Raw genomic sequence first — 23974 nt, forward strand, 5'->3', positions numbered from 1 at the left:
CAAGGTGATTTGATGTCGTCGAAGGACTATCCCCGCAATCTCGTCGGCTATGGCCGCAACCCTCCCGATCCGAAATGGCCGGGCGGCGCCCATGTCGCCGTCCAGTTCGTGATCAACTACGAGGAGGGCGGCGAAAGCTGCATTCTCGACGGAGATCCGGCCTCGGAAAATCTGCTGTCCGAGATCGTCGGCGCGCAACCCTGGCCAAACCAGCGCAACCTCAACATGGAATCGATCTACGAATACGGTTCCCGCGCCGGCTTCTGGCGGCTGTGGCGAATATTCACCGAACTCAAGGTGCAGACGACGGTCTACGGCGTGACGCTTGCCATGGCGCGCAACCCGGAAGCGGTCGCGGCGATGAAGGAAGCCGGCTGGGAAATCGCCAGCCACGGCTACCGCTGGCTCGAATACAAGGACTTCCCGGAGGACAGGGAGCGCGAGCATATACGCGAGGCGGTCCGCCTCCACACCGAGCTGACGGGCGAGCGCCCCTACGGCATGTATCAGGGGAAGCCTTCGGACAACACGCTGCGGCTCGTCATGGAGGAGGGTGGCTTCCTCTACTCCTCCGACAGCTATGCCGACGACCTGCCCTACTGGGTGCCGGGGGTCGACGGGAAGCCGTTCCTGATCGTCCCCTATGCGCTGGAAACCAACGACATGCGCTTCGCGACGCCCCAGGGTTTCAATTCCGGCGACCAGTTCCTCACTTACCTCAAGGACGCCTTCGACGTGCTCTATCGGGAGGGCCAGGAGGGTGCGCCGAAGATGATGTCAGTTGGCCTCCACTGCCGCCTCGTCGGTCGACCAGGTCGGGCCGCAGCCCTTCGCCGGTTCATCGAATACGTGCTCTCCCACGACAAGGTCTGGATCCCGCAGCGGATCGAGATCGCCCGCCACTGGCACGAACACCACAAGCCGGGAGATGCCGTATGAGCGCCCGTGAGGATTTCATCGTCCGCTTCGGGGGCGTCTTCGAACACTCCGCCTTCATCGCCGAGCGCGCCTATGACCGCGGGCTGATCTTCGTGCCGCTGACGGCAAGGGGCGTGCATCAGGCAATGGTGTCGGTCTTCCGCGAGGCGTCGCAGGAAGAGCGGCTCGGCGTGTTGCGGGCGCATCCAGATCTTGCCGGCAAGCTCGCCATCGCTGGCGACCTCACCGAGGACAGCCGCCAGGAACAGGCGGGCGCCGGCCTCGATCGGCTGAGCCCGCAGGAGCATGCGCGCTTCACCGAACTCAACACCGCCTATACGGAAAAGTTCGGCTTCCCCTTCATCATCGCCGTGAAGGGGCTCGACAAGGACGACATCCTCGGCGCCTTCGAGCGCCGCATCGGCAACAGCCTCGAGGAAGAGTTTGAGACTGCGTGCGCCCAGGTGGAACGCATCGCCAGCCTTCGGCTTGCGGCACTCTTGCCGGAAGGTTGAGCAGCTTTCCTCAACTCGCTTCCCCGCCTATATTGAGGAGGCATATCGAGGTGATGCCATGAGACCGTCCGAAGTCCTGGAGAAGAATCGCGAGGCGATCCGCGAAGCGACGAAGCGCTTCAACGCGGCGAACCCGCGCGTCTTCGGTTCCGTGGCACGGGGGGAGGACAAGGATGGCAGCGATCTCGATATTCTCGTCGACGCGCTGCCGGGGTCGACTCTCTTTACGCTGGGCGGGCTGCATTCGGAGCTCGCGATGATCATGAGGGATGTAAAGGTCGATCTCCTCACTCCTGGCGAACTGCCGGAGAGCATCCGCAGCCGCGTCCTTGCCGAAGCCAAGACCATATGAACGATCGGCTGCAGCTCTACCTTGAACAGATGGAGAAAGCGGCGCGGGAGGCCTGCGAGTTCACGCACGGCAGGGATTACGAGGCCTTTATCAATGACACCAGAACCCAGAAGGCGGTTGGAATGACGCTCATTATCCTTGGCGAGGGGGTGACGCGTCTTGAGCGCGACTATCCGGCTGTGGTTCGCGACCATCCGGAAATTGAATGGCAGCAAATCATTGGTATGCGTGACCGTGCGGCTCGTGGATACCTGACGCTTGACATGAACATCATCTGGGAAACGGTGCAGAGCTCGATCCCCGACCTGCTTGACCGGCTCCAAACCCTCCGCCACTGGCGTCGGCAAGGAGAATGATGATGCCGCAGCATCTCCTGATCCAACCGCTTACCAAAGCCGCCTTCGCCCCTTTCGGTGATGTCATCGAGGCCGATCCTGCCACCGTCCGCCTCATCAACAATGGCACAACGGAGCGCTTTCACCGCCTCGGCACAGTCGAGACGGAAGGCGAGGGCGCCATCATCAGTCTGTTCCGTGGCCAGCCGCGGCAGTTCCCCTATGCAATCGACATGATGGAGCGGCATCCGTTCGGGAGCCAGAGCTTCACGGCTCTCTCCGGGCGCCCCTTTCTCGTGGCGGTGGCGGAGGATGTCGGGAGCCGCCCTGGCGAACCTAAGATATTCCTCGCCCGCGGCGACCAAGGGGTCAACTACCGCCGCAATGTCTGGCACCATCCCCTGATGGTGATCGGATCGCCCAGCGATTTCCTGGTCGTCGACCGCGACCGACCGGAAAACAATCTCGAGGAATTCTTCTACGATACGCCTTACTTGATCTCGGAGCCAATCCCATGACCGGCCTTACCACCCATGTCCTCGACACTGCCCGCGGCGTTCCAGCCAAGGGGCTTAAGATCGATCTCTATCGTGTTTCGGGGGACGTCCGCGAGAAGGTGAAGAGCGTCAGCACCAATGCCGACGGCCGCGTCGACGACGGCCCGATCCTCGCCGACGATACGTTCAGGGCGGGGGAATACGAACTCGTCTTCCATGCCGGCGACTATCTGCGCATGACGGGCCACTCCCTGCCGGAGCCTGCTTTCCTTGACGTGATCCCGATCCGCTTCGGTATCGCCGATACGACGGCGCACTACCACGTGCCGCTGCTGCTTTCGCCCTTCGGCTATTCCACCTACCGGGGGAGTTGAGTCTCTTCCAGTGGCGGCGGAAACCTTTCGGAAACCATAGACGAGGATACTGCGCCGGAATCGATGAGAGGTTCTGATGGCCAGTTCCAGACGAAAGCCGCAGCGCAGAAGCGGCGGCAGGAAGAAGCGTACCGCAAGCGGCCGCGGCGGGTCCACATGGCTTTGGGGTGGAGCGCTGATCGCGCTCGTCGGAGGAATCGCCGCTTACGACAACTCTGCTGATCTGAGGCGCTTTGCAAGCAACCTGACGGGCGGCGTGGAGCAGAAGGTTGCAGCCCGACCATCGCCGCTGAAGGCGCAGCAGAAGCCGGCGTCGAAGGACGCCGCCACTGTTCGGCCGGTTGCACCCGTTCCACCGCGCGACCTAGCCTCGAAGGAAGAGAAGCGGCAGGGTGCGCCCCAGCGCCAGGATGCGCTGCAGACGGCAGCTATCACGCCACCGGCGCCGATCGGCCGTCCGGCCCCGCAGCGTCCCATACCCGCTGCCGTCAAGCCCGATGCGCCTTCCGCCGCTCTCGGCCGCCACCAGACCAAGTTCTACCTTTGCGGCACCGCCAAGCAGGATGATTGCGTTATCGCTGGCGACAGCTTCATGTTCCATGGCGAGAAGATACGCCTCGCGGGAATAGAAGTGCCTGATATCGACAAGCCCCGGTGCGAGGCGGAGCGGATCAAGGCGAGCGATGCGGAACTGCGGGTGCGGGCCTTTCTCGACTCCGGTCCCTTCGAACTGGTCGCTGCGGGAGCCGATGATGCCGATAGCAAGGGCCGTAAGGTCCGCGCCGTGATGCGCAATGGCGTGTCTCTCTCCGACGTGCTGGTGCGCGAGGGGCTGGCCCGGAAACCCGGTGCGTCCGGCGGCTGGTGCTAGCGACATTCGTGCGCTCTGCTTCGCGGCGGGCGTGCTTCAGGCGGAGCGGGAGCCAGGCCTGTTGTGGCTGTCCTTCAGTTTCGCAGTACGGTAGCTGTTCAACGGCTGTGAAAGGGGTGCTCCATGGATGTCGCATTTGGTCAGTTGCTGCATGTTACGACCCGCGCCATCGAGGTCGCAGGCGTGGCGGTGATCGTCATTGGAATGTTCTTCGCGGCCTTCAACTTCCTTAGGGAAAGGTCGCGCGAGGGGGCCTATCATGGGCTGCGTGCCACGCTTGGCAGAGCCATCCTGCTGGGCCTGGAACTCCTGGTGGCGGCGGACATCATCAACACCGTGGCGATCGAGCCGACCCTCGACAGCCTCGCCGTGCTGGCAGGCATCGTGCTGATCAGAACCTTCCTGAGTTTTTCGCTGGAGGTGGAGATCGAAGGAAAGTGGCCCTGGCAGCAAGCCAGGCCTTCATCCGGTCAATCCTCGGAAAGCTCCGCGCGGACCGAGCTTGTCGATCGTCCGCACTGAGACCTTCCTGGTAACCTCCACGGACCAACCAGCCTGCTCTCTGCCTTGCTGATCCCGGTGCTTGAGGAACCTTTTGATTCCTCATGGATTCTGCAGGCGATGCAGTCACAGGAGGAATGCAAGATGAGCCAGACAAACCGTGGACGTGCACAGGATCGGGCCCGCGTCGCCGCCGGCCAGGATCACGAAGTGCGCTACGAAGCCGACAAGGAAGGCGTGTCGAAAGCCGACGTCAAGGACGCGGTGCATGAGGTGGGCAACAGCCGAAACAAGGTAGAGCAGAAGCTGGAAGAGGGCCGCTGAAGCAGCCCTCGCTCATGATGCGGCTCTGGCGCCGTCGTCAGAACCGCGTCTCGGCAATCACGCTGCGGTCCACCGTCTGGATGTCCCGCTTGCCGCAGAGCGCCATGGTGACATCCATCTCCTTGCGGATGATCTCCAGCGCCGTCGTCACGCCCGCCTTGCCCATGGCGCCCAGGCCATAGAGATAGGGGCGGCCGATATAGGTGCCGCGGGCGCCAAGCGCCACCGCCTTCAGGACGTCCTGGCCGGAGCGGATGCCGCCGTCGAAATGGACTTCGATCTTGTCGCCGATGGCGTCGACGATGCGCGGCAGCATGCTGATCGATGACAGCGCGCCGTCCAGCTGCCGGCCGCCATGATTGGAAACGACGATCGCGTCCGCGCCGCTCTCGGCCGCCGCCCGCGCATCCTCCTCGTCGAGGATGCCCTTGAGGATCAGCTTGCCGCCCCAACGCTCCTTGATCCAGGCCACATCCTTCCAGGAAAGCTGCGGATCAAACTGTTCCGCCGTCCAGGACGAGAGCGAGGAGAGGTCGGAGACGTTCTTGGCGTGCCCGACGATGTTGCCGAAGCCGCGGCGCTTGGTGCGCAGCATGTCCATGCACCAGAAGGGCTTGGTGGCCAGTTGGATGCCATGATGGACGGTCCACTTTGGCGGCGCCGAGAGACCATTGCGCAGGTCCTTGTGACGCTGGCCGAGAATCTGCAGGTCGAGCGTCAGCATCAGCGCCGAGCAGTTCGCTGCCTTGGCGCGGTCGATCAGATTGTTGATGAAGTCGCGATCCTTCATCACGTAGAGCTGGAACCAGAAGGGCCTGGAGGTGACGGAGGCGACGTCCTCGATCGAGCAGATCGACATGGTCGAGAGTGTGAAGGGAACGCCGAACTCTTCCGCCGCCTTGGCAGCCAGCATCTCGCCATCGGCATGCTGCATGCCGCACAGCCCGGTTGGCGCGAGTGCCACGGGCATGGAAGCATCCTGGCCGACCATGGTCGTTGCCAGCGACCTGTTTGTCATGTCCACCAGCACTCGCTGGCGAAGCTTCACCTTCGAGAAGTCTTCCTCGTTTGCACGGTAGGTGCCCTCCGTCCAGGAGCCGCTGTCGGCATAGTCGAAGAACATCTTCGGTACCCGGCGCCGCGCGCGCATCTTCAGGTCTGCGATTGTGAGCGGCTTGGACATGATCGGAAACTCCCCCGGCAGAACGTACCGTCAGCTAGCATGAGTCATTCGAACCCGTCAGCAAAAAAGACGAGAAAGGTGTTCAATGTATGCAAAGGTCGAATCGACCAACAGCCGATAGACAAGGCCGGAACATATGCTCCTCTCAGCGGAGGAGCCGCGGCGTTTGTCTTCGGAAGAAGCCGCATCCTCCACCCGACCATGGCAACTAAGTCTTGCTGTTACGCAGCCGACTTGGCTGGCCGGATGGGCTGGATCAGCACTTCTGCTGGGATATCCAACTCGGCATTGAGGCGCCGGATCATCTCAAGGGAAAGGGGACGTTTCCGATTGAGGATTTCCGCGACCCTCCCGCGGCTGCCGAGGACAGGCTCCAGATCCTTGCGGGTAAGTCCCTGCTGTTCCATGCGGAACAGGATCGCATCGACAGGATCAGGCAGATCGACCGGGTGGCGGGCGCTTTCGTATATGTCGATCAGGGTGACCAGCAGGTCGAGCCTGTCGCCCTCCGGCGTTCCGCTTTCGGCCCCCCACAGGGTCTCGAGGAGCGTCATTGCCTGCTGGTAATCGCCTTCACTGCGGATGGGTCTAATCTCAGTCATGTTCCACCGTTGCGGCATCGATCCGGTCATAGTCACCGTGTGTTCCGATCCATTTGATCCATACTGTGGCTCGTCCGAAGTCCACCGAGGTGATCAGCCGATAGTCATTTCCCTTGATGTTGAACACGACGCGTTCCGCATTAATGATGCTTGCATGGACGTATCGCTTCTTGATGTCGGCGGATGATCGCCACTCCGCCTTGCTTGCTTCATGAAACCAGGAATCCAGCGCCGCCTTCAAAGCCGGTCCGCCTTTTTGGCCCTTTGGGCTTTCGGCAAATTGCCTCAACGTTCGGCGCGAGATTATTCGCATTGGAGACTATCATGCTCCCAAATTGGGTGCAAGAGCTTGTTTCATCGCCTTGCCCGCCACGTAAGCCTCCGCCACAGCCCGGTCATCGCCCATGGTCTGCAGAAGGAAGAGCTCTTCCGGCAGGGTTGTCACGGTTTCCATTCTGAGCGCCATGGCCGACGTCGCGGCCGCGTTAAGCACCACGAGGTCTGCGTCCGTTCCGACCTCCAGCGTTCCGATCCGGTCGACGAGCGATAGCGCCTCGGCGTTGCCGCGGGTCATCAGGTGGAAGCTGTCCAGCGGGTTCAGCCGCTCGCCGAGAACCTGCTGGATCTTGTAGGCCTCGTCCATCGTGCGCAGCATGGAATAGCTCGAGCCGCCGCCGATATCGGTTGCCACCGCCACCCGCACCGGCTTGTCGCGGCGCCGGATAGCGTTCAGCGGAAAGAGGCCGGAGCCGATGAAGAGGTTGGAGGTCGGGCAATGCACGGCGACCGAACCCATCTCGCTCAACACGTCTGCCTCCCGGTCGGAAAGGTGGATAGCATGGCCGAGCAGGGTCTTTTCGCCCAGCAGCCCGTAGCGGGCGTAGATATCGGTATAGTCCTTCGCCTGCGGGTAGAGCTCGCACGTATATCGGATCTCGTCGAGGTTCTCGGAGAGATGCGTCTGGATGTGGAGGTCCGGAAATTCCTGTGCCAGCGCCTGAGCGGCCTGCATCTGCTCCGGCGTTGAGGTGATGGCGAAGCGCGGCGTAATCGCGACGTGGTTGCGCCCCTTGCCGTGCCATTCACCGATCACCGCACGCGTCTCGTCATAGCTCATCTGCGGCGTGTCGAGCAGGCCCTGCGGGGCGTTGCGGTCCATCATCACCTTGCCACCGACCATGCACATGCCACGCTTCACGGCTTCAGCGAAATAGGCGTCCGCGGATGCCTTGTGGACGGAGCAATAGGCGGCGGCCGTCGTCGTGCCGTGGCGGATCATCTCGTCGTAGAAACGGGTGGCGATCCGCGCAGCATGATCGCTTTCGACGAAGCGGCATTCCTCATGGAAGGTATAGGCGTTCAGCCATTCCAGCAGGCTGCCGGCATAGGAGGCGATCACCTGCATCTGCGGAAAGTGCAGATGCGTGTCGATCAGCCCCGGCAGGATGAGATGCGGCCGGTGGTCGATCTCATGGGTGTCCTCGGCCGCCTGCGCCTTGATCTCCGCATAATCTCCGATGGCGGCGATGATGCCGTCCTTGATCAACAGCCCGCCGTCGTGCTCGTAAGTGTAACTGTCCGTATCGGTGAGGCTCAGCGGCGCGCGCTTGAAGGAGAGCAGTCGGCCGCGGATCAGGGTCTTCGTCATTCGGAAACTGTACTCTCATACCAGGCGGCGAGCAGCTGGCGCTCCTCCGCCGAAATCTCTGTAATGTTGCCGGGCGGCATGGCGTGGCTCCGGCCGGCCTGGATGTATATCTCGCGGGCGTGGGCGGCAATCTCCCGGTCGGTCTCCAGCTTCACGGACTTCGGCGGGAAGTTCACGCCGTCCCAGACGGGTTCAGCTGCGTGGCACATGGAACAGCGGGACAGCACAACGTCTCGGGCGGCGTCGAAATGGGCGTTGGAAGCGAATTTCTGCTGCACCGGGGAAAGGGCTGCATCCTCGGTCTCGCCGGTCAGCACCTTCGGCACGGTCGAAAGCCACATGATGGCGATGAAGATGAGCAGCGTCACCAGCCAGGTCCAGGTCGGCTTGCCCTTCCTTGCATGGGTCGTGTTGAACCAGTGACGGATCGTCACCCCCATCAGGAAGACCAGCGCCGCGATGATCCAGTTGAACTCCGTCGCGAACGCCAGCGGGTAATGGTTCGACACCATGAAGAAGATGACGGGAAGCGTCAGGTAGTTGTTGTGCAACGAGCGCTGCTTGGCGATGACGCCGTATTTCGGGTCCGGCGTCCGTCCGGCGATCAGATCGGCCACAACGATCTTCTGGTTCGGGATGATGATGAAGAAGACGTTCGCCGACATGATGGTGGCGGTGAAGGCGCCGAGATGGAGGAAGGCGGCGCGGCCGGTAAAGACTTGGGTATAGCCCCAGGCCATGGCGACGAGTACCGCGTAGAGGATCGCCATCAGGCCCCAAGTATTCCGGCCGACAGGCGACTTGCAGAGCTGGTCATAGATGATCCAGCCGACCGCCAGTGAAGCGACGGAAATGCCGATCGCCTGCCACTGGGAAAGCTCCATCACATGGCTGTCGATCAGGAAGAGGTCGGCCCCGGCATAGTAGACGATCGCCAGCATCAGGAAGCCGGAAAGCCACGTCATGTAGCTTTCCCACTTGAACCACGTTAGGTGCTCCGGCATCTGCGCCGGCGCCACCAGGTATTTCTGGATGTGGTAGAAGCCGCCGCCATGCACCTGCCACTCCTCGCCATAGGCGCCGACCGGCAGATGCGGCCGCTTCACCAGGCCGAGATCGAGCGCGATGAAGTAGAAGGACGAACCGATCCAGGCGATGGCGGTGATCACGTGCAGCCAGCGTGCGGCAAACGACAGCCATTCCCAGGCCACGGCATATTCATACATTCGGCAATCCTCTGGAACCCCTGTTCTCCGACTCGCCACATTGCGAAAAAACAGCGGGTGAGGGAAGGGGCGAGGCAGAGGGATAAAATCTCGTGGCCGGAACTTCCTCCGCGACCTCCGGTTAGCGCGAGCACGCTGCGCTGGAAGATTCGCGGCGCGCGGACCCGGCGCGACAGACGCCCGGTCACAACCAGTTGCATGCCAGCCGGTGACAAGGGTAGGTAGGGGCTCGCCGGCTGTTGATCATTCGTCAACGGAGAATGAGCAGATGCGCAACCTACCACTGACCCTGCTTGTGGTCTTCCTCTTGTCCGCCCCGGCCGTTGCCCACGATGCCCATACGGGCTGGGATTATGACAAGTTCTGCTGCAATGGCGACAACCACAGCGGTGACTGCCAGATGATCTCGACGAAAAACGTTCGGATCATCAATGGCGGCTATCAGATCTCGCTCGGTCCGGGCGACCACAGGCTGGTGACCCGCCCGCACAATTTCAGCCTCCGACAGGACGAGGCGCGGCGGTCGCAGGACGAGGAATATCACATCTGCCTCTACCCGACGGAGGATACGCTGCGTTGCTTCTATGCGCCCGATATGGCGTTCTGAGACAACGCTCTATGTCTGGAAATCCGGCATCATCTTGCGCATGAACTCGCGGAAGGCGCGGATCTTGCGGGAATTGCGCCGTGACTCCGGGTAGACGAGCCAGTAGTCGGAGCCATCGCTGGCGAGCAGGTCGAACGGTTGATAAAGCCGTCCGAGGGCAACGTCGTCGGCATAGAACTCCGGCCTCAGGATCGCCACACCCTGTCCCGCAATCGCTGCGGCTGCATGAAAGTACTGTGCACCGTACTGCGTCGCGGGAAAGCGCGAGAAGTCGGCGTCCTTCAGCCCGGCCCGGGAAAACCACAGCGGCCACCACTCGTCCTGCGGGTCGATGATAGGGAGTTTCAGCAGGTCCGCGGGCTCATGCACACCGCCGATGGTTGCCGCCAGCGTTGGGCTCAGCATCGGCGTGAAGTGACTCTTCATCAGGAAGTGTGACTTCAGCCCCGGCCAGACGCCCTTGCCGGAGCGGATCGCCACGTCTCCCTCCGTGCGCGCAAAGTCGATAACGGACTGTGACGTTTCCAGCCGAACCGCGATCCCCGGGTTTTCGACTTGGAATGTGCCCAGGTGATGGGCGAGCCAATGGGAAGCAAAAGTTGCGGTCGTGTGGATTGTCAGCGTCGCTTCCGATTGATCGCGGATGCCGCCCAGAGCTTCTGCCAGCATGTCGAAGGCTTCACCAACTTTCGGAGCCAGTCGCTCACCCACCTCGGTCAGCGCGACCTGTCGCGGGCGCCGCAGGAAGAGAGGTTCGCCCAGCGTGTCTTCCAGCAGCTTGATCTGGTAGCTGACAGCGGTCTGCGTCATCCCCAGTTCCTCGCCCGCCCGGGTGAAGCTCTTCAGGCGAGCGGTTGCCTCGAAGACGCGCAGGGCATTGAGGGGAAATTGTCGTGATAGCTTCATGAATAAGTTCTCTTGATCCATCCAGACGATTGTTCGATTGGATCATGGGTGCAAGGAGGCTCATTCTAAACCCACCAGACGAACCAATGGAAGTGGGTATTTCGATGTCCTTCGCCCTGAATTCACGCTGTGATCAACCATGCCCGCCAGATCGCGGGCGTCTCCTGTCGAAGATCTGGAGCCGGTTTTTCCTGAGACCTCGCGGCATCAGCCAGATTGATGTTGGCGACCTGCCGGACGATGTTCTGCGCGACATCGGGCTGCGGGATGGGAAGGCGGCGCATCGGCACGTCTGCGGCAGTTCTGCCTGGCGGGACGCGATGCTCAGCTATCCGCCCCGCAGTCTCTGAGAGGGTGCCGACGACAGCACCGTGAGCAGCTCGGCAGCAACCATGGCAGCGATCACTTCCGGGCGCTTGTCCTTAACGGCGCTTCCGCCGATCGGCAGCACCAGCCGTTCCGCCATCTCCGCTGCCATGCCCTCGCGCCGGGCCCAGCTGGCAAAGGTCGCACGCTTCGTCGCCGATCCGATCATTCCGACATAGGCGAGATCGGTACGCGCGAGCGCCTCGCGGGCGATCAGGAAATCCAGCGCATGGTCGTGGGTGAGGATGACCGCGGCGCCGCCTGGTGGAATGTCGGCGACCAGCGCCTCCGGCATTGCGGCGTGGCGCGCGGTGACGTCCGGCGAGACGTCCTGAAGCGCGTCTGCCCTCGTTTCCACCACGGTGATCGAGAGCGGCAACGGAGCAAGGGCACGGGCCAGCGCCCGGCCGACATGACCCGCGCCGAACAGAAAGACCGTCGAGTAGCCCTCTTCCTCCTCCGCGCGGCGCTTCGTGAGTTCCACCTCGATATCCGGCGTCACCAGGCGAAAGGAAAGAAGCGTTCTTCCCCCGCAGCACTGGCCGATCTCGGGCCCCAGCGGAACACTCATATGCGCGTCGCCTCTGCCGTGCAGGATCGCACGGGCATTGTCGATCGCCATGAACTCCAGCTGCCCGCCGCCGATCGTGCCCCAGCAGGCTTGGTCTGCGACGAGCATGGCCGCGCCTTCTTCCCGTGGCGTCGAACCCTTTGCCTCGGTGATCTCGACGAGAATTATGCGGGGATGTGCCGCCAGGAAGGCCGGAAGGGAACGGGTTGTCATGGTGGATCAGCCTAGCATTTGCGGCGCTCCGCCGCACCCGCAATTCCGCACCCGAACGAATCTCCGTCCATGATTGCCGTTAAAAACTTGTAAGCATCTCTCCCTTATTTCTGGGGATACAAGAATAACTCTCTCTGGAGCCTGCGGACCAGATGGCCGCGGGCAATACCCATGACAAGCAAGCATTTTCCGGACGTCTCCCGTGACACTGCGCCTCAGGATATTTATCGCAAGATCGTGTCAGAGATCGATGATGGCGTGATCGGCATGGACGCCGACGGCATCATACGCCTCTGCAATCCTTCTGCGGAACGCATCTTTGGCTGGAGGTACGGAGAGCTTCTTGGCAAGCCGCTGGATGTTCTGCTTCCGGACCATCTGCGGGCCTTCCACGCCAAGCTTGTCTCGAACTTTTTCGCGGGCGCCGATGAAGCGCGATACATGGGTGCCAGGACTGCCGAGATCGTCGGGCTACGCGCCGACGGTTCCGACGTCCATCTGGGGATCACGATCCTCAAGACATCGACGACGTCTGAGCACATGATGATCGCCGTCATCCGCGATATTTCAGAGCGCATTTCCTATCAGCGGGAGCTGCTGCGACTGGCGCAGACGGACCCGCTCACGGGGCTCCTCAACCGGCGGGCCTTCCATGAAAGCTTCGCCGCCCGGATGGTCCATGGCGAGCCGGCGATGTCGTCGGTGGCCCTGCTCGACCTCGACGAGTTCAAAGCGCTCAACGACCGTTACGGCCATGACGCCGGTGACGAGGCGATCATTCGCTTCGCCGATATCCTCCGGCAGACCATCCGCAGCGGCGATCTCGCCGCGCGCTGGGGTGGAGAGGAATTCATCCTCTTCCTCCCCAACACCTCGTCGCAATCCGCCGTGGCCGTGGTCGAGCGGGTGCGGGCGGCCTTTGCCGACGCCGTCTTCGAATGGCGGCGGGGCGGCTCCGGCAGCCTGACCGTCAGCGCCGGCATCGTCACCGACCGGATCGGCAAGGGCGGGCTGGATGCGGCCGTCGCGCGCGCCGATATCGCGCTCTATGACGCCAAGAGGGGCGGGCGGAACAGGATCGTTCGCATTCGCGACCCGCAGGATACCGTGGCAATGTCTGCCGATCACTGAACCGTTCTTGTCCCGTCACGTCGATGCTGTGCTAGGCTTGGCACGACCAACCGGACGGACATCCCATGACCAGACGCGCGCATTCCCTTGCATGGTTGCTTGTCGCTCTCCTTGCAGCCGCCATGTTCTTCATCAATCCGCTGGCCGAGACCGCGGCCGGCTTCAGCCGCGAAGTAACGCTCGGCAGCGGCGCGCTCTACGGCACGCTGCGTGTCGCCAACTCGCTGATGAGCGTCGCCAAGGATGCTGACGTCACGGGCGGGGTCGGCGTGGCCTCCGTCACCGCAAGCCCCGGACAGCTCCTGCAGCCCGTAACCAACACCATCGACCGCATGGCCGATCTTCTCTTCTACCTTGCCATTGCGTCGGGCATCCTGTCGCTGGTGCTTGTCCCGGTAGCCAAGGTTGCCTCGGCGGTGCTCGCGCTCGGAGCCGGGGCCATTGCCATCCTGCTCTTCAAAGCGCGTTCTGTGCCGCCGGCGCTGGACCGCTTCTCGCGTTCGGCTGCGGCCATCGGTCTCCTCGGCGCCGTGCTTCTGCCGGCCTCCTATTCTCTCGCCTTCCATGCCGGCAATGCCATCACCGAGGGAGCCTGGAAGGATGCGACGGAGATCTTCCAGCGCATGGACGCGCAATATGAGACCGCGGCCGTGCAGGGGCAGGTGGAGGCGCTGCGCGAGGGATTGCCGGCAGAAGGGGCCGCTCCTCCACCTGTCGAGGACGAAGGACTTCTCGGCCGCCTCGGCTCCGCCGTCGATGCCTCGCGCTCGGCGCTTTCCGGTACGCTCGACGCCGCCTCGGGGCTTGCCCAGTCGGTAACGGGCGGCGTTACCGCCAATGCCCGGATCATCACCGAGGGTCTGGCACTATCAGCAGACCTCTTCACCGCCTCGATCGGCATCGCCGTGGCCTATCTGGTGAAACTCCTCGTCCTGCCCATGCTGATCCTCGGGGCGTTGCTCTATCTGATGCGGGCCCTCGTCCGCTGAATGCGCCAGGCTTGGTTTTTCAAACAGGTGCTCTAGGTTTCCTGCGTGGTAACGGTTGCGCCGGAAGGCGTATTGGGCTGTCTGCGAGATAAAAAATTCCGCTTCTTATGGCACACGACATTCAGAATGACGTTGAGACGATGCAGGGTATCGCAGCGATCCCTGCCATCTTGGAAATGGTATGCCGGACCACCGGAATGGGGTTTGCCGCCGTCGCGCGCGTGACCGAGGAGCGCTGGGTAGCCTGTCAGTTGCTGGACAATATCGGCTTCGGCCTTCCCGCCGGCGGCGAGCTGGATGTCCAGACGACGCTCTGCCATGAGGTGCGCCAGCTTCGCGAGGTGATCGTCATCGACAATGTGGCGGAAGACCCCGTCTATTGTCAGCACCACACCCCTCGGCTCTACGGCCTGCAAAGCTACATTTCCGTCCCGGTCATCCTGCCCGACGGGCGTTTCTTCGGCACGTTGTGTGCGATCGACGCCAAGCCGGCAAAACTCAGCGACCCGCAGACGGTGACCATGTTCAAGCTGTTCACCGACCTCATCGGCTTTCAGTTCGACGCGGCCGAGAAGTTGAATTCAACCCGTGCCAGCCTGATCGATGCAAAGACGGCCTCGGAATTGCGTGAGCAGTTCATCGCCGTGCTCGGCCATGACCTGCGCAACCCCGTGGCGTCGATCACCGGGGGCATCAGCATCCTCTCGCGGGAGCCGCAGAGCGACAAGTCGACGCGGGTGCTGAGCATGATGCGCGGCAGCGTGCTGCGCATGTCGGCCCTGATCGACAACGTGATGGATTTCGCACGCGGGCGTCTCGGGGGCGGTATCGCGCTGCAGAGAGACCAGGAAACGTCACTTCAGCCAACGCTGGAGCAGGTCGTTTCGGAAATACTCTCAGGGCATCCCGAGCGGAGTATCGAGGCGAACTTTCAGCTGTCCGGCGTGGTTCCGGTCGATCACCAGCGGATCGCCCAGATGTTCTCCAACCTCCTCGGCAATGCCGTCACCCACGGCTCCCCGGGTCACCCGATCCGCGTCGATGCTATAATTGCCGATGGGGAGCTGCGCCTGTCGGTCGCCAATTCCGGTTCTCCAATCCCCGAGCAATCCTTGCAGAAGCTGTTCCAGCCGTTCAAGCGCGGCGAGGGCAGTTCAAGCCTGCAGGGTCTCGGGCTTGGCCTCTATATCGCGTCACAGATCGCCGCAGCGCATGGCGGGCAACTGGACGTGCATTCCGACGAAACGGAGACGAGGTTCACGTTCCGGATGCCGGTGGAGGATGCCCCGTGAGGAGCTCATAGCAGCCGATCCAAAGGCGGACGGGCGGCAACTTCTCATTAAAATCCCGCGAAAAAGAATAACGAAGTGAAAAGCTGCTGGCCGTAGACTTGGCGCATGAGCCAGTTTACCGGAGTTGTGGTTCTTGCATCGGTCGCCGCCTTTGTCGGCGCCGGCGGCTATACGTTGTTACCCCGCGCAACCTATGACTCGGATTGTACGATCAAGGGCAACATCTCCATCAACTCCGGCGAGCGCATCTATCACGTCCCCGGGCAGGAATATTACGCCGCTACCAGGATCAGCTACGAGCACGGCGAGCGCTGGTTCTGCTCGGAAGAGGAGGCGCGCCGCGCCGGATGGCGCAAGGCGCGTCGCTAGGGTCACATCGCCTTCAGCCGTTCCACCGCCATCAGCACCCGTTCCGGCGTTGCCGGTGCGTCGAGGCGAGGGCACTCCCGGTAATCAGCGATACTGGCGACCGCCATCGAGATTGCCTCCAGAACCGAGATCGCCAGCATGAAGGGCGGTTCTCCGACGGCCTTGGACCGGCCGATGGTCGGTTCGGCATTCTCGGACCATTCCGCGAGCTTCACGTTGAAGACCTTCGGTCGGTCGGAGGCGAGCGGAATCTTATAGGTGGAGGGTGCATGGGTGCGGAGCCGTCCCTTGTCGTCCCACCACAACTCCTCCGTCGTCAGCCAGCCCATGCCCTGCACGAAGCCGCCCTCGATCTGGCCGATGTCGATCGCCGGATTAAGCGACCTGCCGACGTCGTGGAGGATATCGGTGCGATCCACCATGTATTCGCCCGTCAGGGTGTCGATCGAGACTTCCGAGCAGGCTGCGCCATAGGCGTAGTAGTAGAAGGGCCGTCCGCGGCCCGCCTCGCGATCCCAGTGGATCTTCGGCGTCTTGTAGAAGCCGGCGGCGGAGAGTTGCACCCGGTCGTAATAGGCAGCGCGTACCAGCGTGTCGAAAGGCACCACTTCCGCCCCCACGCGGACCCGGTTCGGCAGGAATTCCACCTCCTCGTGCGGCACATCCCATTGCCGCATGGCGAAGTCGATCAGCCGTTCCTTGATCTGGCGCGCGGCGTCATAGGCCGCCATGCCGTTGAGGTCGGAGCCGGAGGAGGCCGCCGTTGCCGAGGTATTCGGCACCTTGGCGGTTGTCGTGGCGGTGATCTTCACCCGCTCGATGTCGACGTTGAAGGTATCGGCCACCACCTGCGCCACCTTGACGTAGAGGCCCTGGCCCATCTCGGTGCCACCGTGGTTCAGATGGATCGAGCCGTCCTGGTAGATATGCACCAGCGCGCCGGCCTGGTTGTAGGCGGTCATGGTGAAGGAAATCCCGAACTTCACCGGCGTCAGCGCAATGCCCTTGCGGATGACGGGGCTGTTCTCGTTGAACGCGATGGTCGCGTGGCGCCGCGCCTGGTAATCGGAGGAGCGCTCCAGCTCCTCCACCACGCGGGCGATCACATTGTCCTCCACCTCCTGGTGATAGGGCGTCAGTGTGCGCCCGGATCCCGGCTGGCCGTAGAAGTTCAGCTTGCGGATCTCCAGCGGGTCCTTGCCGACAGTATAGGCGATCTCCTCGATGATGCGCTCGGCACCTAGCATGCCCTGCGGCCCGCCGAAGCCGCGGAAGGCGGTGTTGGAGACGGTATGGGTCTTCAGCGGCTGCGAGGTGAGGTGGACGTGCGGATAGAAGTAGCTCGAATCCGCATGGAAAAGCGCCCGGTCGGTGACCGGCCCGGACAGGTCGGCGCACCAGCCGCAGCGGGCGGCATAGGTGGCATCGACGGCATGGATGCGGCCGTCGTCGTCGAAGGCGACGTCGTAGTCGACGCGGAAATCGTGGCGCTTGCCGGTGACGGCCATGTCCTCGTCGCGGTCCGGGCGAAATTTTACCGCACAGCCAAGCCTCTTGGCGGCCACCGCCGCAAGGCACGCGAAGTGGTTGCCCTGGGTCTCCTTGCCGCCGAAGCCGCCGCCCATGCGCCGCGTGTTGATCGTCACGGCATGGTTCGGGATGCCCAGCACATGCGCCACCATGTGCTGCACCTCGCTCGGATGCTGGGTGGAGGACCAGACGGTGACGTCGTCATCCTCGCCGGGAATGGCCATGGCGATCTGGCCCTCCAGGTAGAAGTGCTCCTGGCCGCCGATCTCCATGCGGCCCTGCAGGCGGCGCGGCGCCTTGCCGATCTCCGCCTCCGGCTCGCCGCGCTGCAGCGTCATCGGCTTGACGACCAGAGGTGCGCAGTTGGTGACCGCGCCTTCGATATCGGTCCAGTGCGGCAGGTCGCGGTATTCGATCTTCGCCAGCCGTGCGGCCCGACGGGCCTGGTCGCGCGTCTCGGCGATCACCGCGAAGATCGGCTGGCCGTGGAATTCGACCTTGTTCGTTGCCAGCAGCGGCTCGTCGTGCTGGCCGGTGGAGCCGACGTCGTTGAAGCCCGGAATGTCATCGGCCGTCATCACCCAGACGACGCCGGGGGCTGCCTTCACCGCATCGAGGTTGACCGACAGGATCTCCGCATGGGCCCGGTCCGCCATGCCGAGGGCTGCATGCAGCGTATCTGCAGGCTCGCGAATATCGTCGATATATTCGGCGGTTCCAGTTACATGCTTATGCGCCGAATCGTGCCGGAGCGACGCGTGCATGGGGCCGTTGATGGCGTTCTTCGTTTCGAAAGTCGTCTTGTCCATCCTACGCCTCCTCCAGTTCGTGCCGCTGAAGCTCGGTCGGCGCGCCGGCGGTTTCCAGGAAGAAGCGGGTCAGCAGGTTCTTGGCCGTCAGCGACCGGTACTCGGCCGTCGCCCGCCAGTCGGTGAGCGGCTGGTAGTCCTGGTCGAAAAGTTCGCGAACGGCGGAAACCGTCGCCCAGTTCCAGTCCTGCCCCGTCAGCGCTTCTTCCACATGGCGCGCCCGCTTCGGCGTCGCCGCCATGCCGCCGAAGGAGATGCGGGCGCTTGCCACGCGACCTTCCATATCGAGCTCGACATGGAAGGCGCCGCACAGGGCGGAAATGTCCTCGTCGCGCCGCTTGGAGATCTTGTAGACGGCAAAATAGGCGTCTTCCCGCGGGCGCGGCACGAAGACCTTCTCGACGAACTCGCCGGCCATGCGATCCTGCTTGCCGTAGGCGAGGAAGTAATCCTCCAGTGGCATGGTCCGCTTGCCGCTGTGGGAGCGCAGGGTGAGTTCAGCGCCGAGCGCAATCAGGGGAGGCGGCGTGTCGCCAATCGGCGAGCCGTTGGCGATATTGCCGCCGATCGTGCCCATGTTGCGCACCTGGCCGCCGCCGATCCGGTCGATCAGCCGTGCCATCTGAGGGGTTTCTTCCGACAATACCTCGAAGGACTGCGTATAGGTGACACCGGCGCCGATGGTAATGCCCTTCTCATCGGCGCTGATCGACTGCAGTTCCGTCAGGTGATTGATGAAGACGACGGGGTCGAGCAGGCGCATCTGCTTCGTCACCCAGAGCCCGACGTCGGTGGAGCCGGCGACGATCGTCGCCTTCGGCTCGTCCGCGATGAAGTCTGCGAAGGCCTGGAGGTTCGCCGGGATGACAGAACGGGCGCCGTCCTTCTCGACAATGATGGTCTCGGGATGGGCGCGAAACTCCCAGAGCCTTGCGGAAATCTCCGTGCGGTCACGCTCCAGCGGGTCGAAGAGGGAACTCGGCCGCTCCGCCGCCACCTGTTCGGCCGCCTTCACGATCGGCTCGTAGCCGGTGCAGCGACAGAGGTTTCCTTGCAGCGCACTCTCGATCTCGGCCCGCGATGGCGCGTCGTTGGAGAGCCAAAGGCCATAGAGCGACATGACGAAGCCCGGCGTGCAGAAGCCGCATTGCGATCCGTGCTGGTCGACCATCGCCTGCTGCACCGGATGAAGCGTCCCATCTTTGGCGGCCAGATGCTCCACGGTCACCACATGGGTTCCGTGCAGCGAGCCGAGGAAGCGGATGCAGGCGTTCACCGTCTCATAGCGCAGGATACCGTCGATCAGCCGGCCCACCAGCACCGTGCAGGCGCCGCAGTCGCCCTCGGCGCAGCCTTCCTTCGTGCCGGTCAGCCGGCGCCTCAGCCGAAGGTAGTCGAGGAGCGTTTCGGTCGGGCCGAAATCGCCCAGGCTCACGTCTTCGCCGTTGAGGATGAAGCGGATCGCATCTGTCATGCCATTGTTCTCTTTATTGGGCGGTCCAGCCGCCATCGATCGAAATATGGGTGCCGGTGATCTGCCGTGCCGCGTCGCTCGCCAGGAAGACGGCCGTCGCGGCCACTTCCTCGATCGACACGAACTCCTTCGTCGCCTGCAGCCTCAGCATCACGTCCGTCTTCACCTGCTCTTCCGAAATGCCGCGCTCACGGGCGGTGTCCGGGATCTGCTTCTCGACCAGCGGTGTCAGCACGTAGCCGGGGCAGATCGCGTTGACCGTAATCCCGAATTCGGCAAGTTCCAAGGCAGCTGTCTTCGTGAGTCCTAAAATACCATGTTTTGCCGCGACATAGGCGGATTTGAAGGGTGAAGCTGTGAGCGCGTGGGCGGAGGCGACGTTGATGATCCGGCCCTTGCCCTTTTCCTTCATCAGCGGGATTGCCGCGCGCATGGTGTGGAAGGAGCTCGTGAGGTTGATGGCGATGATCTGGTCCCACTTCTCCGTCGGGAAGTCCTCGATCTTGGCGACATGCTGGATGCCGGCATTGTTGACGAGTACGTCGACCGAGCCAAAGGTCTCCTTTGCGGTGCCGATCAGGTCGGCGATCTCCTCCGGCTTCGTCATGTCGGCACCGTGGTAGATGACCCGGCCGCCGCCAAGTACTTCCATCTCGCGCCGCGCGGCCTCGATCTCGTCGGGGTTTCCGAAGCCGTTGATGACGACGTGACAGCCCTCGGCCGCAAAGGCCTTCGCGATGCCGAGTCCGATCCCGCTGGTGGAACCGGTGACGACGACTGTTCTGGACATGCCCGACCTCCCAATCCGTGGCTGTTGTGCACTGCACTGATTTGGCGAGGTTATGCGCAAATGCCCGGTGCTGGCAATGACGGCCAGACGCCTCTTGCCGATTGTTGGCGCCGATGCTCGCAGATGCTATCGTCAGCGCGGGAGAAGGAGATGGCTGACATGGGACAGGCATCGAATGCAGTATTCCACACCCTTTCCGTCATAGGCCGATCGGTCACGGTCGCCGCGCTGGTGGCGATGGCCCCGACCGGCATTTCGGCCGAGGCTGCCGAGCCGGTCACCGTGGCGATGGCCGGCTTCGACTTCGTCGACACCTCGGGCGAAACGCGGGATCAGACCGCCGAGCACGACCGTCGCCTTCAGGCGCTGGACCGGACCATCCTCGACAGCCTTGCGGTCGAGAAGAACCTCAGGACAGTTCCGCTGGATTGCGTGGACAAATGCACTGTCGGAAGCGCCGGCGTCGAAGCGCTCTCCAGGCAGGCGGTAGAGGCCGGGGCGAGCCATCTGCTCATTGGTCAGGTGCGCAAGATGAGCACCCTGGTCGGCGGCGTGAAGTTCGCGGTCATCGACCTTGATACCAACAGGCCGACCTGCGATCGCTTTCTCAGCTACCGGGGCGATACGGACGAGGCATGGAGCCGGGCCGCGGCTTACGCGGCGCAGGATGTCGCAAAGCACTGCCTGCCGGGGCCCTGAGGCTGCCGATCAGGGCTGCTGAGGGATGCGGGCGATCACCTTGATCTCGAAGTCGAAACCCGCCAGCCAGTTGACGCCGACCGCTGTCCAGTTGGGGTAGGGGGCTGCGGGGAAGGCCTCGTTCTTCACGGCCATGATCGTCTCGAACTGGTTCTCCGGATCGGTGTGGAAGCTCGTGACGTCGATAATGTCGTCGAAGCTGCAGCCGGCTGCCTCGAGGACCGCCGACAGATTGGCAAAGGCGCGCTCGACCTACGTCTTGAAGTCCGGCTCAGGGCTCCCGTCCTCGCGGCTGCCGACCTGGCCGGAGACGAACAGGAGGTCGCCGGAGCGAATGGCGGCGGAATAGCGGTGCGCATCATAGAGCGCGTGCCTGTCGGTCGGAAAGATTGCCTGGCGCTGGGTCATCCCCGGCTCCTTTCTTGATGGTGTTGAAAACGGCCGAGCGCGGCCTTCACTCCGGCCACGCACGCTGGTATACGGTTCGTATGTGAAATAGAAATATACGTGGCGTATGTCAACTCAAATACGCCTCGTATGTGAGATTGTAGGGCAGCCTTGGCGAACAAGCGCGCGCAGACGATGGAGGAGAACCGTGCACGGCTGATCGCTGCCGCACGAAAGGCCTTCGCCGAGCAGGGCTATGCTGCCGCATCGATGGACGAGCTGACCGCGCAAGCGGGCCTCACGCGCGGGGCGCTCTACCACAATTTCGGGGACAAGCGGGGGCTGCTCGCGGCCGTCGTCAACCAGATCGACGCGGAGATGGCCGCGCGGGCGCAGGAGATTGCCGCAAAGGCAGGTGACGGCTGGGAGGCCCTGTTGGCGGAGGGCGCCGCCTATATCGAGATGGCGCTCGAGCCGGAAGTGCAGCGCATCGTGCTGCTGGACGGACCTGCGGTTCTCGGGGATCCCTCGCGCTGGGACAGCCAGAACAAGTGCCTGGAGGTGACGATAATCACCCTAGAGCGCCTGATCGCCGAGGACGTGGTGAAACCGGTGGATCCGGAGGCTGCGGCCCGCCTGATCAATGGGGCAGCGCTGAATGCCGCGCTCTGGGTTGCCGCGTCCGATGAACCGCGCGATGTGTTGGCAAAGGCCATCGAGGCGTTCCGTGCTCTGGCAACCGGACTCCTCGCCAAGCCGGCCTGACCTTCGCCTGTTCCCTTCCTCCAACTGTATACATCCTGGGCGTCAACCCGCGCGCCGTCACGCAAATATGAAACGCTTTTCCCATTGCGTGACGGTGTCACCGAGAGCAGGATGAATACATGCGGGAGGCGGAGAGGCCTCCGGTATCCGGCTATCGGGGAACGGGAGGAGACGTTTTCGGTGCCGGAACTTCAGTGTCTGCCAGAGGAGGAGCACGCATGAATGTCATGGCTACGCCCGGAACGGCCTTTCGCGCCCCGGACAAATTCTTTATCGGCGGCGAGTGGGTCGCACCCCGCTCGTCGGCCACGCTCGACGTGGTCTCGCCGGTCACTGAAGAAACCATCCTGCGCTATCCGGAGGCCTCGGTGGAGGATGTCCATCTTGCGATCGCGGCCGCCCGCGAGGCGTTCGACAAGGGACCTTGGCCACGGATGTCGCCGCGTGAGCGCGCGGGCTATCTGCGAAAGGTGGCGGAGCACCTGAGGGGCCGGCTGGACGAGATCGCTCGTGCCTGGACGGTACAGGTCGGCGCGCCGATCATGATAACCTCCAAGCTGGTCGGCCAGAACGCGCAGCTTTTCGATTTCTACGCCGATCTCATCGACGGCAATGCCTATGCCTTCGAGGAGGAGCGCACACGACCCGGCGGCGGCAGGACCCGGATCGTCAAGGAGCCGGTCGGCGTCTGCGCGGCGATCACCCCCTGGAACGCGCCCATGGTGCTCCTGAGCTACAAGATCGCCGCCGGGCTCGCGGCCGGCTGCACGTTCGTCGCCAAGCCGTCCCCGGAAACGCCGCTCGAAGCCTATATCCTGGCGGAGGCGATCGAAGCCGCCGGGCTGCCGCCTGGCGTGTTCAACCTCGTCCCGGCAGGACGGGAGGTCGGCGACCATCTGATCCGCCATCCGGCCATCGACAAGGTAGCCTTCACGGGCTCGACGCCTGCGGGACGTCACATCGCTGCCGCCTGCGCCGAGAGACTGACCCGCGTCAGCCTCGAACTCGGAGGCAAGTCCGCCGCCATCCTGCTCGACGATGCCGATTTCACGGCGGCACTGCCGAGCCTGATGGTCTACACCATGCCGATCACCGGGCAGGTCTGCTTCGCGTTGACCCGCATCCTCGTGCCGGAAAGCCGGGCACAGGAATTTACCGACCTCTATGTCGGCGCCGTCGGCAACATCAAGGTCGGTGACCCGTCCGACCCGAGCGTGCACATGGGCCCGCTCGCGCTTGGCCGCCAGCTCGACCGCGTAATGGATTATATCGAGACCGGCCGCAGGGAAGGGGCGAAACTCGCCTGCGGCGGCGGACGGCCGGAGGGGCTGGAGAAGGGCTATTTCGTCCAGCCGACGGTGTTCACCGACGTGACGCCGGAGATGACGATCGCCCAGGAGGAAATCTTCGGCCCCGTCGTCTCGATCATCACCTATACGGACGAGGAGGATGCGATCGCCAAGGCCAACGACAGCATCTACGGGCTGAACGGTGCGATCTATTCGGCCGATCCGGAACGGGCCTATCGGGTGGCGCGCCGCATCCAGTCGGGGCATCTGTCGATCAACGGCAATATCGTTGACATCACCATGCCCTTTGGCGGCGTCAAGCAGTCCGGTCTTGGCCGCGAGGGCGGTATCGAAGGGCTCGACAACTATGTGGAGGTGAAGACGGTCAACTTCGCCTGACCAGACGGCTGCGCCCCGTGTTGCACGGGACGCAGCCTGTAG

At 63.1% G+C, this 23974-nt stretch carries 28 protein-coding genes and 1 pseudogene; 17 read left to right on the forward strand and 12 right to left on the reverse strand.

The window, feature by feature from the left end:
* Nucleotides 1-12 precede the first annotated feature (12 nt).
* The 9 genes from puuE to ACEPP2_RS03635 all read left to right on the forward strand — a co-directional run bounded on the left by puuE (nt 13) and on the right by ACEPP2_RS03635 (nt 4687).
* The gene (gene puuE, locus ACEPP2_RS03595) at nt 13-939 is read left to right on the forward strand and encodes an allantoinase PuuE (protein WP_395515815.1); all 927 of its coding nucleotides are present in this window, start codon (nt 13-15) and stop codon (nt 937-939) included.
* A complete protein-coding gene (gene uraD, locus ACEPP2_RS03600; RefSeq protein WP_395515816.1) occupies nt 936-1433 on the forward strand; it encodes a 2-oxo-4-hydroxy-4-carboxy-5-ureidoimidazoline decarboxylase in 498 nt (165 codons plus the stop codon). Before puuE ends, uraD begins: the two co-directional genes overlap by 4 nt.
* Before the next feature lie 58 nt (nt 1434-1491).
* Complete coding sequence (locus tag ACEPP2_RS03605; RefSeq protein ID WP_142588162.1) at nt 1492-1785, forward strand: nucleotidyltransferase family protein; 294 nt, start codon at nt 1492-1494, stop codon at nt 1783-1785.
* On the forward strand, nt 1782-2141 hold the full coding sequence (locus tag ACEPP2_RS03610; protein WP_395515817.1) for a HepT-like ribonuclease domain-containing protein: 360 nt from the start codon (nt 1782-1784) through the stop codon (nt 2139-2141). The genes ACEPP2_RS03605 and ACEPP2_RS03610 overlap by 4 nt, the downstream gene beginning before the upstream one ends.
* Nucleotides 2142-2143: 2 nt before the next feature.
* A complete protein-coding gene (locus tag ACEPP2_RS03615; RefSeq protein ID WP_395515818.1) occupies nt 2144-2638 on the forward strand; it encodes an ureidoglycolate lyase in 495 nt (164 codons plus the stop codon).
* The gene (gene uraH / locus ACEPP2_RS03620; protein WP_152339682.1) at nt 2635-2991 is read left to right on the forward strand and encodes a hydroxyisourate hydrolase; all 357 of its coding nucleotides are present in this window, start codon (nt 2635-2637) and stop codon (nt 2989-2991) included. The genes ACEPP2_RS03615 and uraH overlap by 4 nt, the downstream gene beginning before the upstream one ends.
* A gap of 76 nt (nt 2992-3067) precedes the next feature.
* Complete coding sequence (locus ACEPP2_RS03625; RefSeq protein ID WP_281976682.1) at nt 3068-3862, forward strand: thermonuclease family protein; 795 nt, start codon at nt 3068-3070, stop codon at nt 3860-3862.
* 123 nt (nt 3863-3985) lie between these two features.
* Nucleotides 3986-4384 carry a DUF1622 domain-containing protein gene (locus ACEPP2_RS03630; protein ID WP_395515819.1) on the forward strand — a complete coding sequence of 133 codons (399 nt, stop codon included), beginning with the start codon at nt 3986-3988 and terminating at the stop codon, nt 4382-4384.
* A gap of 123 nt (nt 4385-4507) precedes the next feature.
* A complete protein-coding gene (locus ACEPP2_RS03635) occupies nt 4508-4687 on the forward strand; it encodes a DUF3606 domain-containing protein (RefSeq protein ID WP_077546920.1) in 180 nt (59 codons plus the stop codon).
* Between the two features lie 37 nt (nt 4688-4724).
* Here the strand turns inward: ACEPP2_RS03635 and ACEPP2_RS03640 are convergent, their stop codons facing one another.
* The 5 genes from ACEPP2_RS03640 to puuD all read right to left on the reverse strand — a co-directional run bounded on the left by ACEPP2_RS03640 (nt 4725) and on the right by puuD (nt 9346).
* Complete coding sequence (locus tag ACEPP2_RS03640) at nt 4725-5870, reverse strand: alpha-hydroxy acid oxidase (protein WP_395515820.1); 1146 nt, start codon at nt 5868-5870, stop codon at nt 4725-4727.
* 221 nt (nt 5871-6091) lie between these two features.
* Complete coding sequence (locus tag ACEPP2_RS03645; RefSeq protein ID WP_395515821.1) at nt 6092-6472, reverse strand: helix-turn-helix domain-containing protein; 381 nt, start codon at nt 6470-6472, stop codon at nt 6092-6094.
* Nucleotides 6465-6785 (reverse strand): type II toxin-antitoxin system HigB family toxin, encoded by a 321-nt coding sequence (locus tag ACEPP2_RS03650; protein ID WP_077546845.1) that lies wholly within the window; start codon nt 6783-6785, stop codon nt 6465-6467. The genes ACEPP2_RS03645 and ACEPP2_RS03650 overlap by 8 nt, the downstream gene beginning before the upstream one ends.
* A gap of 9 nt (nt 6786-6794) precedes the next feature.
* Nucleotides 6795-8120: a guanine deaminase gene (gene guaD / locus ACEPP2_RS03655; protein WP_395515822.1), complete on the reverse strand. Its 1326-nt coding sequence runs from the start codon at nt 8118-8120 to the stop codon at nt 6795-6797.
* Complete coding sequence (puuD, locus tag ACEPP2_RS03660; protein WP_152339689.1) at nt 8117-9346, reverse strand: urate hydroxylase PuuD; 1230 nt, start codon at nt 9344-9346, stop codon at nt 8117-8119. The genes guaD and puuD overlap by 4 nt, the downstream gene beginning before the upstream one ends.
* Before the next feature lie 268 nt (nt 9347-9614).
* Here puuD and ACEPP2_RS03665 point away from each other — a divergent pair, with 268 nt between their 5' ends.
* Nucleotides 9615-9953, forward strand: coding sequence for a hypothetical protein (locus tag ACEPP2_RS03665; protein ID WP_077546842.1), 339 nt, complete (start codon nt 9615-9617; stop codon nt 9951-9953).
* Between the two features lie 9 nt (nt 9954-9962).
* On the opposite strand, the gene ACEPP2_RS03670 is transcribed toward ACEPP2_RS03665, so the two are convergent.
* The 3 genes from ACEPP2_RS03670 to xdhC form a co-directional block, all read right to left on the reverse strand.
* The gene (locus tag ACEPP2_RS03670; protein ID WP_077546841.1) at nt 9963-10859 is read right to left on the reverse strand and encodes a LysR substrate-binding domain-containing protein; all 897 of its coding nucleotides are present in this window, start codon (nt 10857-10859) and stop codon (nt 9963-9965) included.
* Nucleotides 10860-10981: 122 nt separating this feature from the next.
* Nucleotides 10982-11143, reverse strand: a complete 162-nt coding sequence (locus ACEPP2_RS03675; protein ID WP_395515823.1) for a hypothetical protein — start codon at nt 11141-11143, stop codon at nt 10982-10984.
* Nucleotides 11144-11187: 44 nt separating this feature from the next.
* Nucleotides 11188-12009 (reverse strand): xanthine dehydrogenase accessory protein XdhC, encoded by an 822-nt coding sequence (gene xdhC / locus ACEPP2_RS03680; protein ID WP_395515824.1) that lies wholly within the window; start codon nt 12007-12009, stop codon nt 11188-11190.
* A 171-nt stretch (nt 12010-12180) separates the two neighbouring features.
* Here xdhC and ACEPP2_RS03685 point away from each other — a divergent pair, with 171 nt between their 5' ends.
* The 4 genes from ACEPP2_RS03685 (at nt 12181) to ACEPP2_RS03700 (ending at nt 15790) form a co-directional block, all read left to right on the forward strand.
* Nucleotides 12181-13140, forward strand: a complete 960-nt coding sequence (locus tag ACEPP2_RS03685) for a GGDEF domain-containing protein (RefSeq protein WP_395515825.1) — start codon at nt 12181-12183, stop codon at nt 13138-13140.
* Nucleotides 13141-13205: 65 nt separating this feature from the next.
* Nucleotides 13206-14129, forward strand: coding sequence for a hypothetical protein (locus ACEPP2_RS03690; protein WP_077546838.1), 924 nt, complete (start codon nt 13206-13208; stop codon nt 14127-14129).
* Nucleotides 14130-14269: 140 nt separating this feature from the next.
* Complete coding sequence (locus ACEPP2_RS03695) at nt 14270-15421, forward strand: GAF domain-containing sensor histidine kinase (protein WP_395516160.1); 1152 nt, start codon at nt 14270-14272, stop codon at nt 15419-15421.
* Between the two features lie 105 nt (nt 15422-15526).
* Nucleotides 15527-15790, forward strand: a complete 264-nt coding sequence (locus tag ACEPP2_RS03700) for a sunset domain-containing protein (RefSeq protein WP_152339695.1) — start codon at nt 15527-15529, stop codon at nt 15788-15790.
* A gap of 2 nt (nt 15791-15792) precedes the next feature.
* Here ACEPP2_RS03700 and xdhB read toward each other — a convergent pair whose 3' ends face one another.
* Genes xdhB through ACEPP2_RS03715 form a run of 3 tightly spaced genes read right to left on the reverse strand, consistent with a single transcriptional unit; the run spans nt 15793 to nt 20393 of the window.
* The gene (gene xdhB / locus ACEPP2_RS03705; protein ID WP_395515826.1) at nt 15793-18129 is read right to left on the reverse strand and encodes a xanthine dehydrogenase molybdopterin binding subunit; all 2337 of its coding nucleotides are present in this window, start codon (nt 18127-18129) and stop codon (nt 15793-15795) included.
* Nucleotide 18130: 1 nt separating this feature from the next.
* Nucleotides 18131-19603, reverse strand: a complete 1473-nt coding sequence (xdhA, locus tag ACEPP2_RS03710; RefSeq protein ID WP_395515827.1) for a xanthine dehydrogenase small subunit — start codon at nt 19601-19603, stop codon at nt 18131-18133.
* A gap of 13 nt (nt 19604-19616) precedes the next feature.
* Nucleotides 19617-20393, reverse strand: coding sequence for a 3-hydroxybutyrate dehydrogenase (locus ACEPP2_RS03715; RefSeq protein ID WP_077546834.1), 777 nt, complete (start codon nt 20391-20393; stop codon nt 19617-19619).
* A 150-nt stretch (nt 20394-20543) separates the two neighbouring features.
* Between ACEPP2_RS03715 and ACEPP2_RS03720 the strand changes: the two genes are divergently transcribed.
* A complete protein-coding gene (locus ACEPP2_RS03720) occupies nt 20544-21092 on the forward strand; it encodes a DUF2380 domain-containing protein (protein ID WP_395515828.1) in 549 nt (182 codons plus the stop codon).
* 9 nt (nt 21093-21101) lie between these two features.
* Here the strand turns inward: ACEPP2_RS03720 and ACEPP2_RS03725 are convergent.
* A pseudogene (locus ACEPP2_RS03725) lies at nt 21102-21500 on the reverse strand (RidA family protein).
* A gap of 174 nt (nt 21501-21674) precedes the next feature.
* On the opposite strand from ACEPP2_RS03725, the gene ACEPP2_RS03730 reads away from it, so the two are divergent.
* Together ACEPP2_RS03730 and ACEPP2_RS03735 are read left to right on the forward strand one after the other, a co-directional pair.
* Nucleotides 21675-22244 (forward strand): TetR/AcrR family transcriptional regulator, encoded by a 570-nt coding sequence (locus ACEPP2_RS03730; protein ID WP_395516161.1) that lies wholly within the window; start codon nt 21675-21677, stop codon nt 22242-22244.
* Between the two features lie 218 nt (nt 22245-22462).
* Nucleotides 22463-23932 carry an aldehyde dehydrogenase gene (locus ACEPP2_RS03735; RefSeq protein WP_395515829.1) on the forward strand — a complete coding sequence of 490 codons (1470 nt, stop codon included), beginning with the start codon at nt 22463-22465 and terminating at the stop codon, nt 23930-23932.
* Nucleotides 23933-23974 lie beyond the last annotated feature (42 nt).

The sequence above is a fragment of the Pseudorhizobium flavum genome (genome assembly GCF_044142885.1).
GTDB classification, from domain to species: domain Bacteria; phylum Pseudomonadota; class Alphaproteobacteria; order Rhizobiales; family Rhizobiaceae; genus Neorhizobium; species Neorhizobium flavum.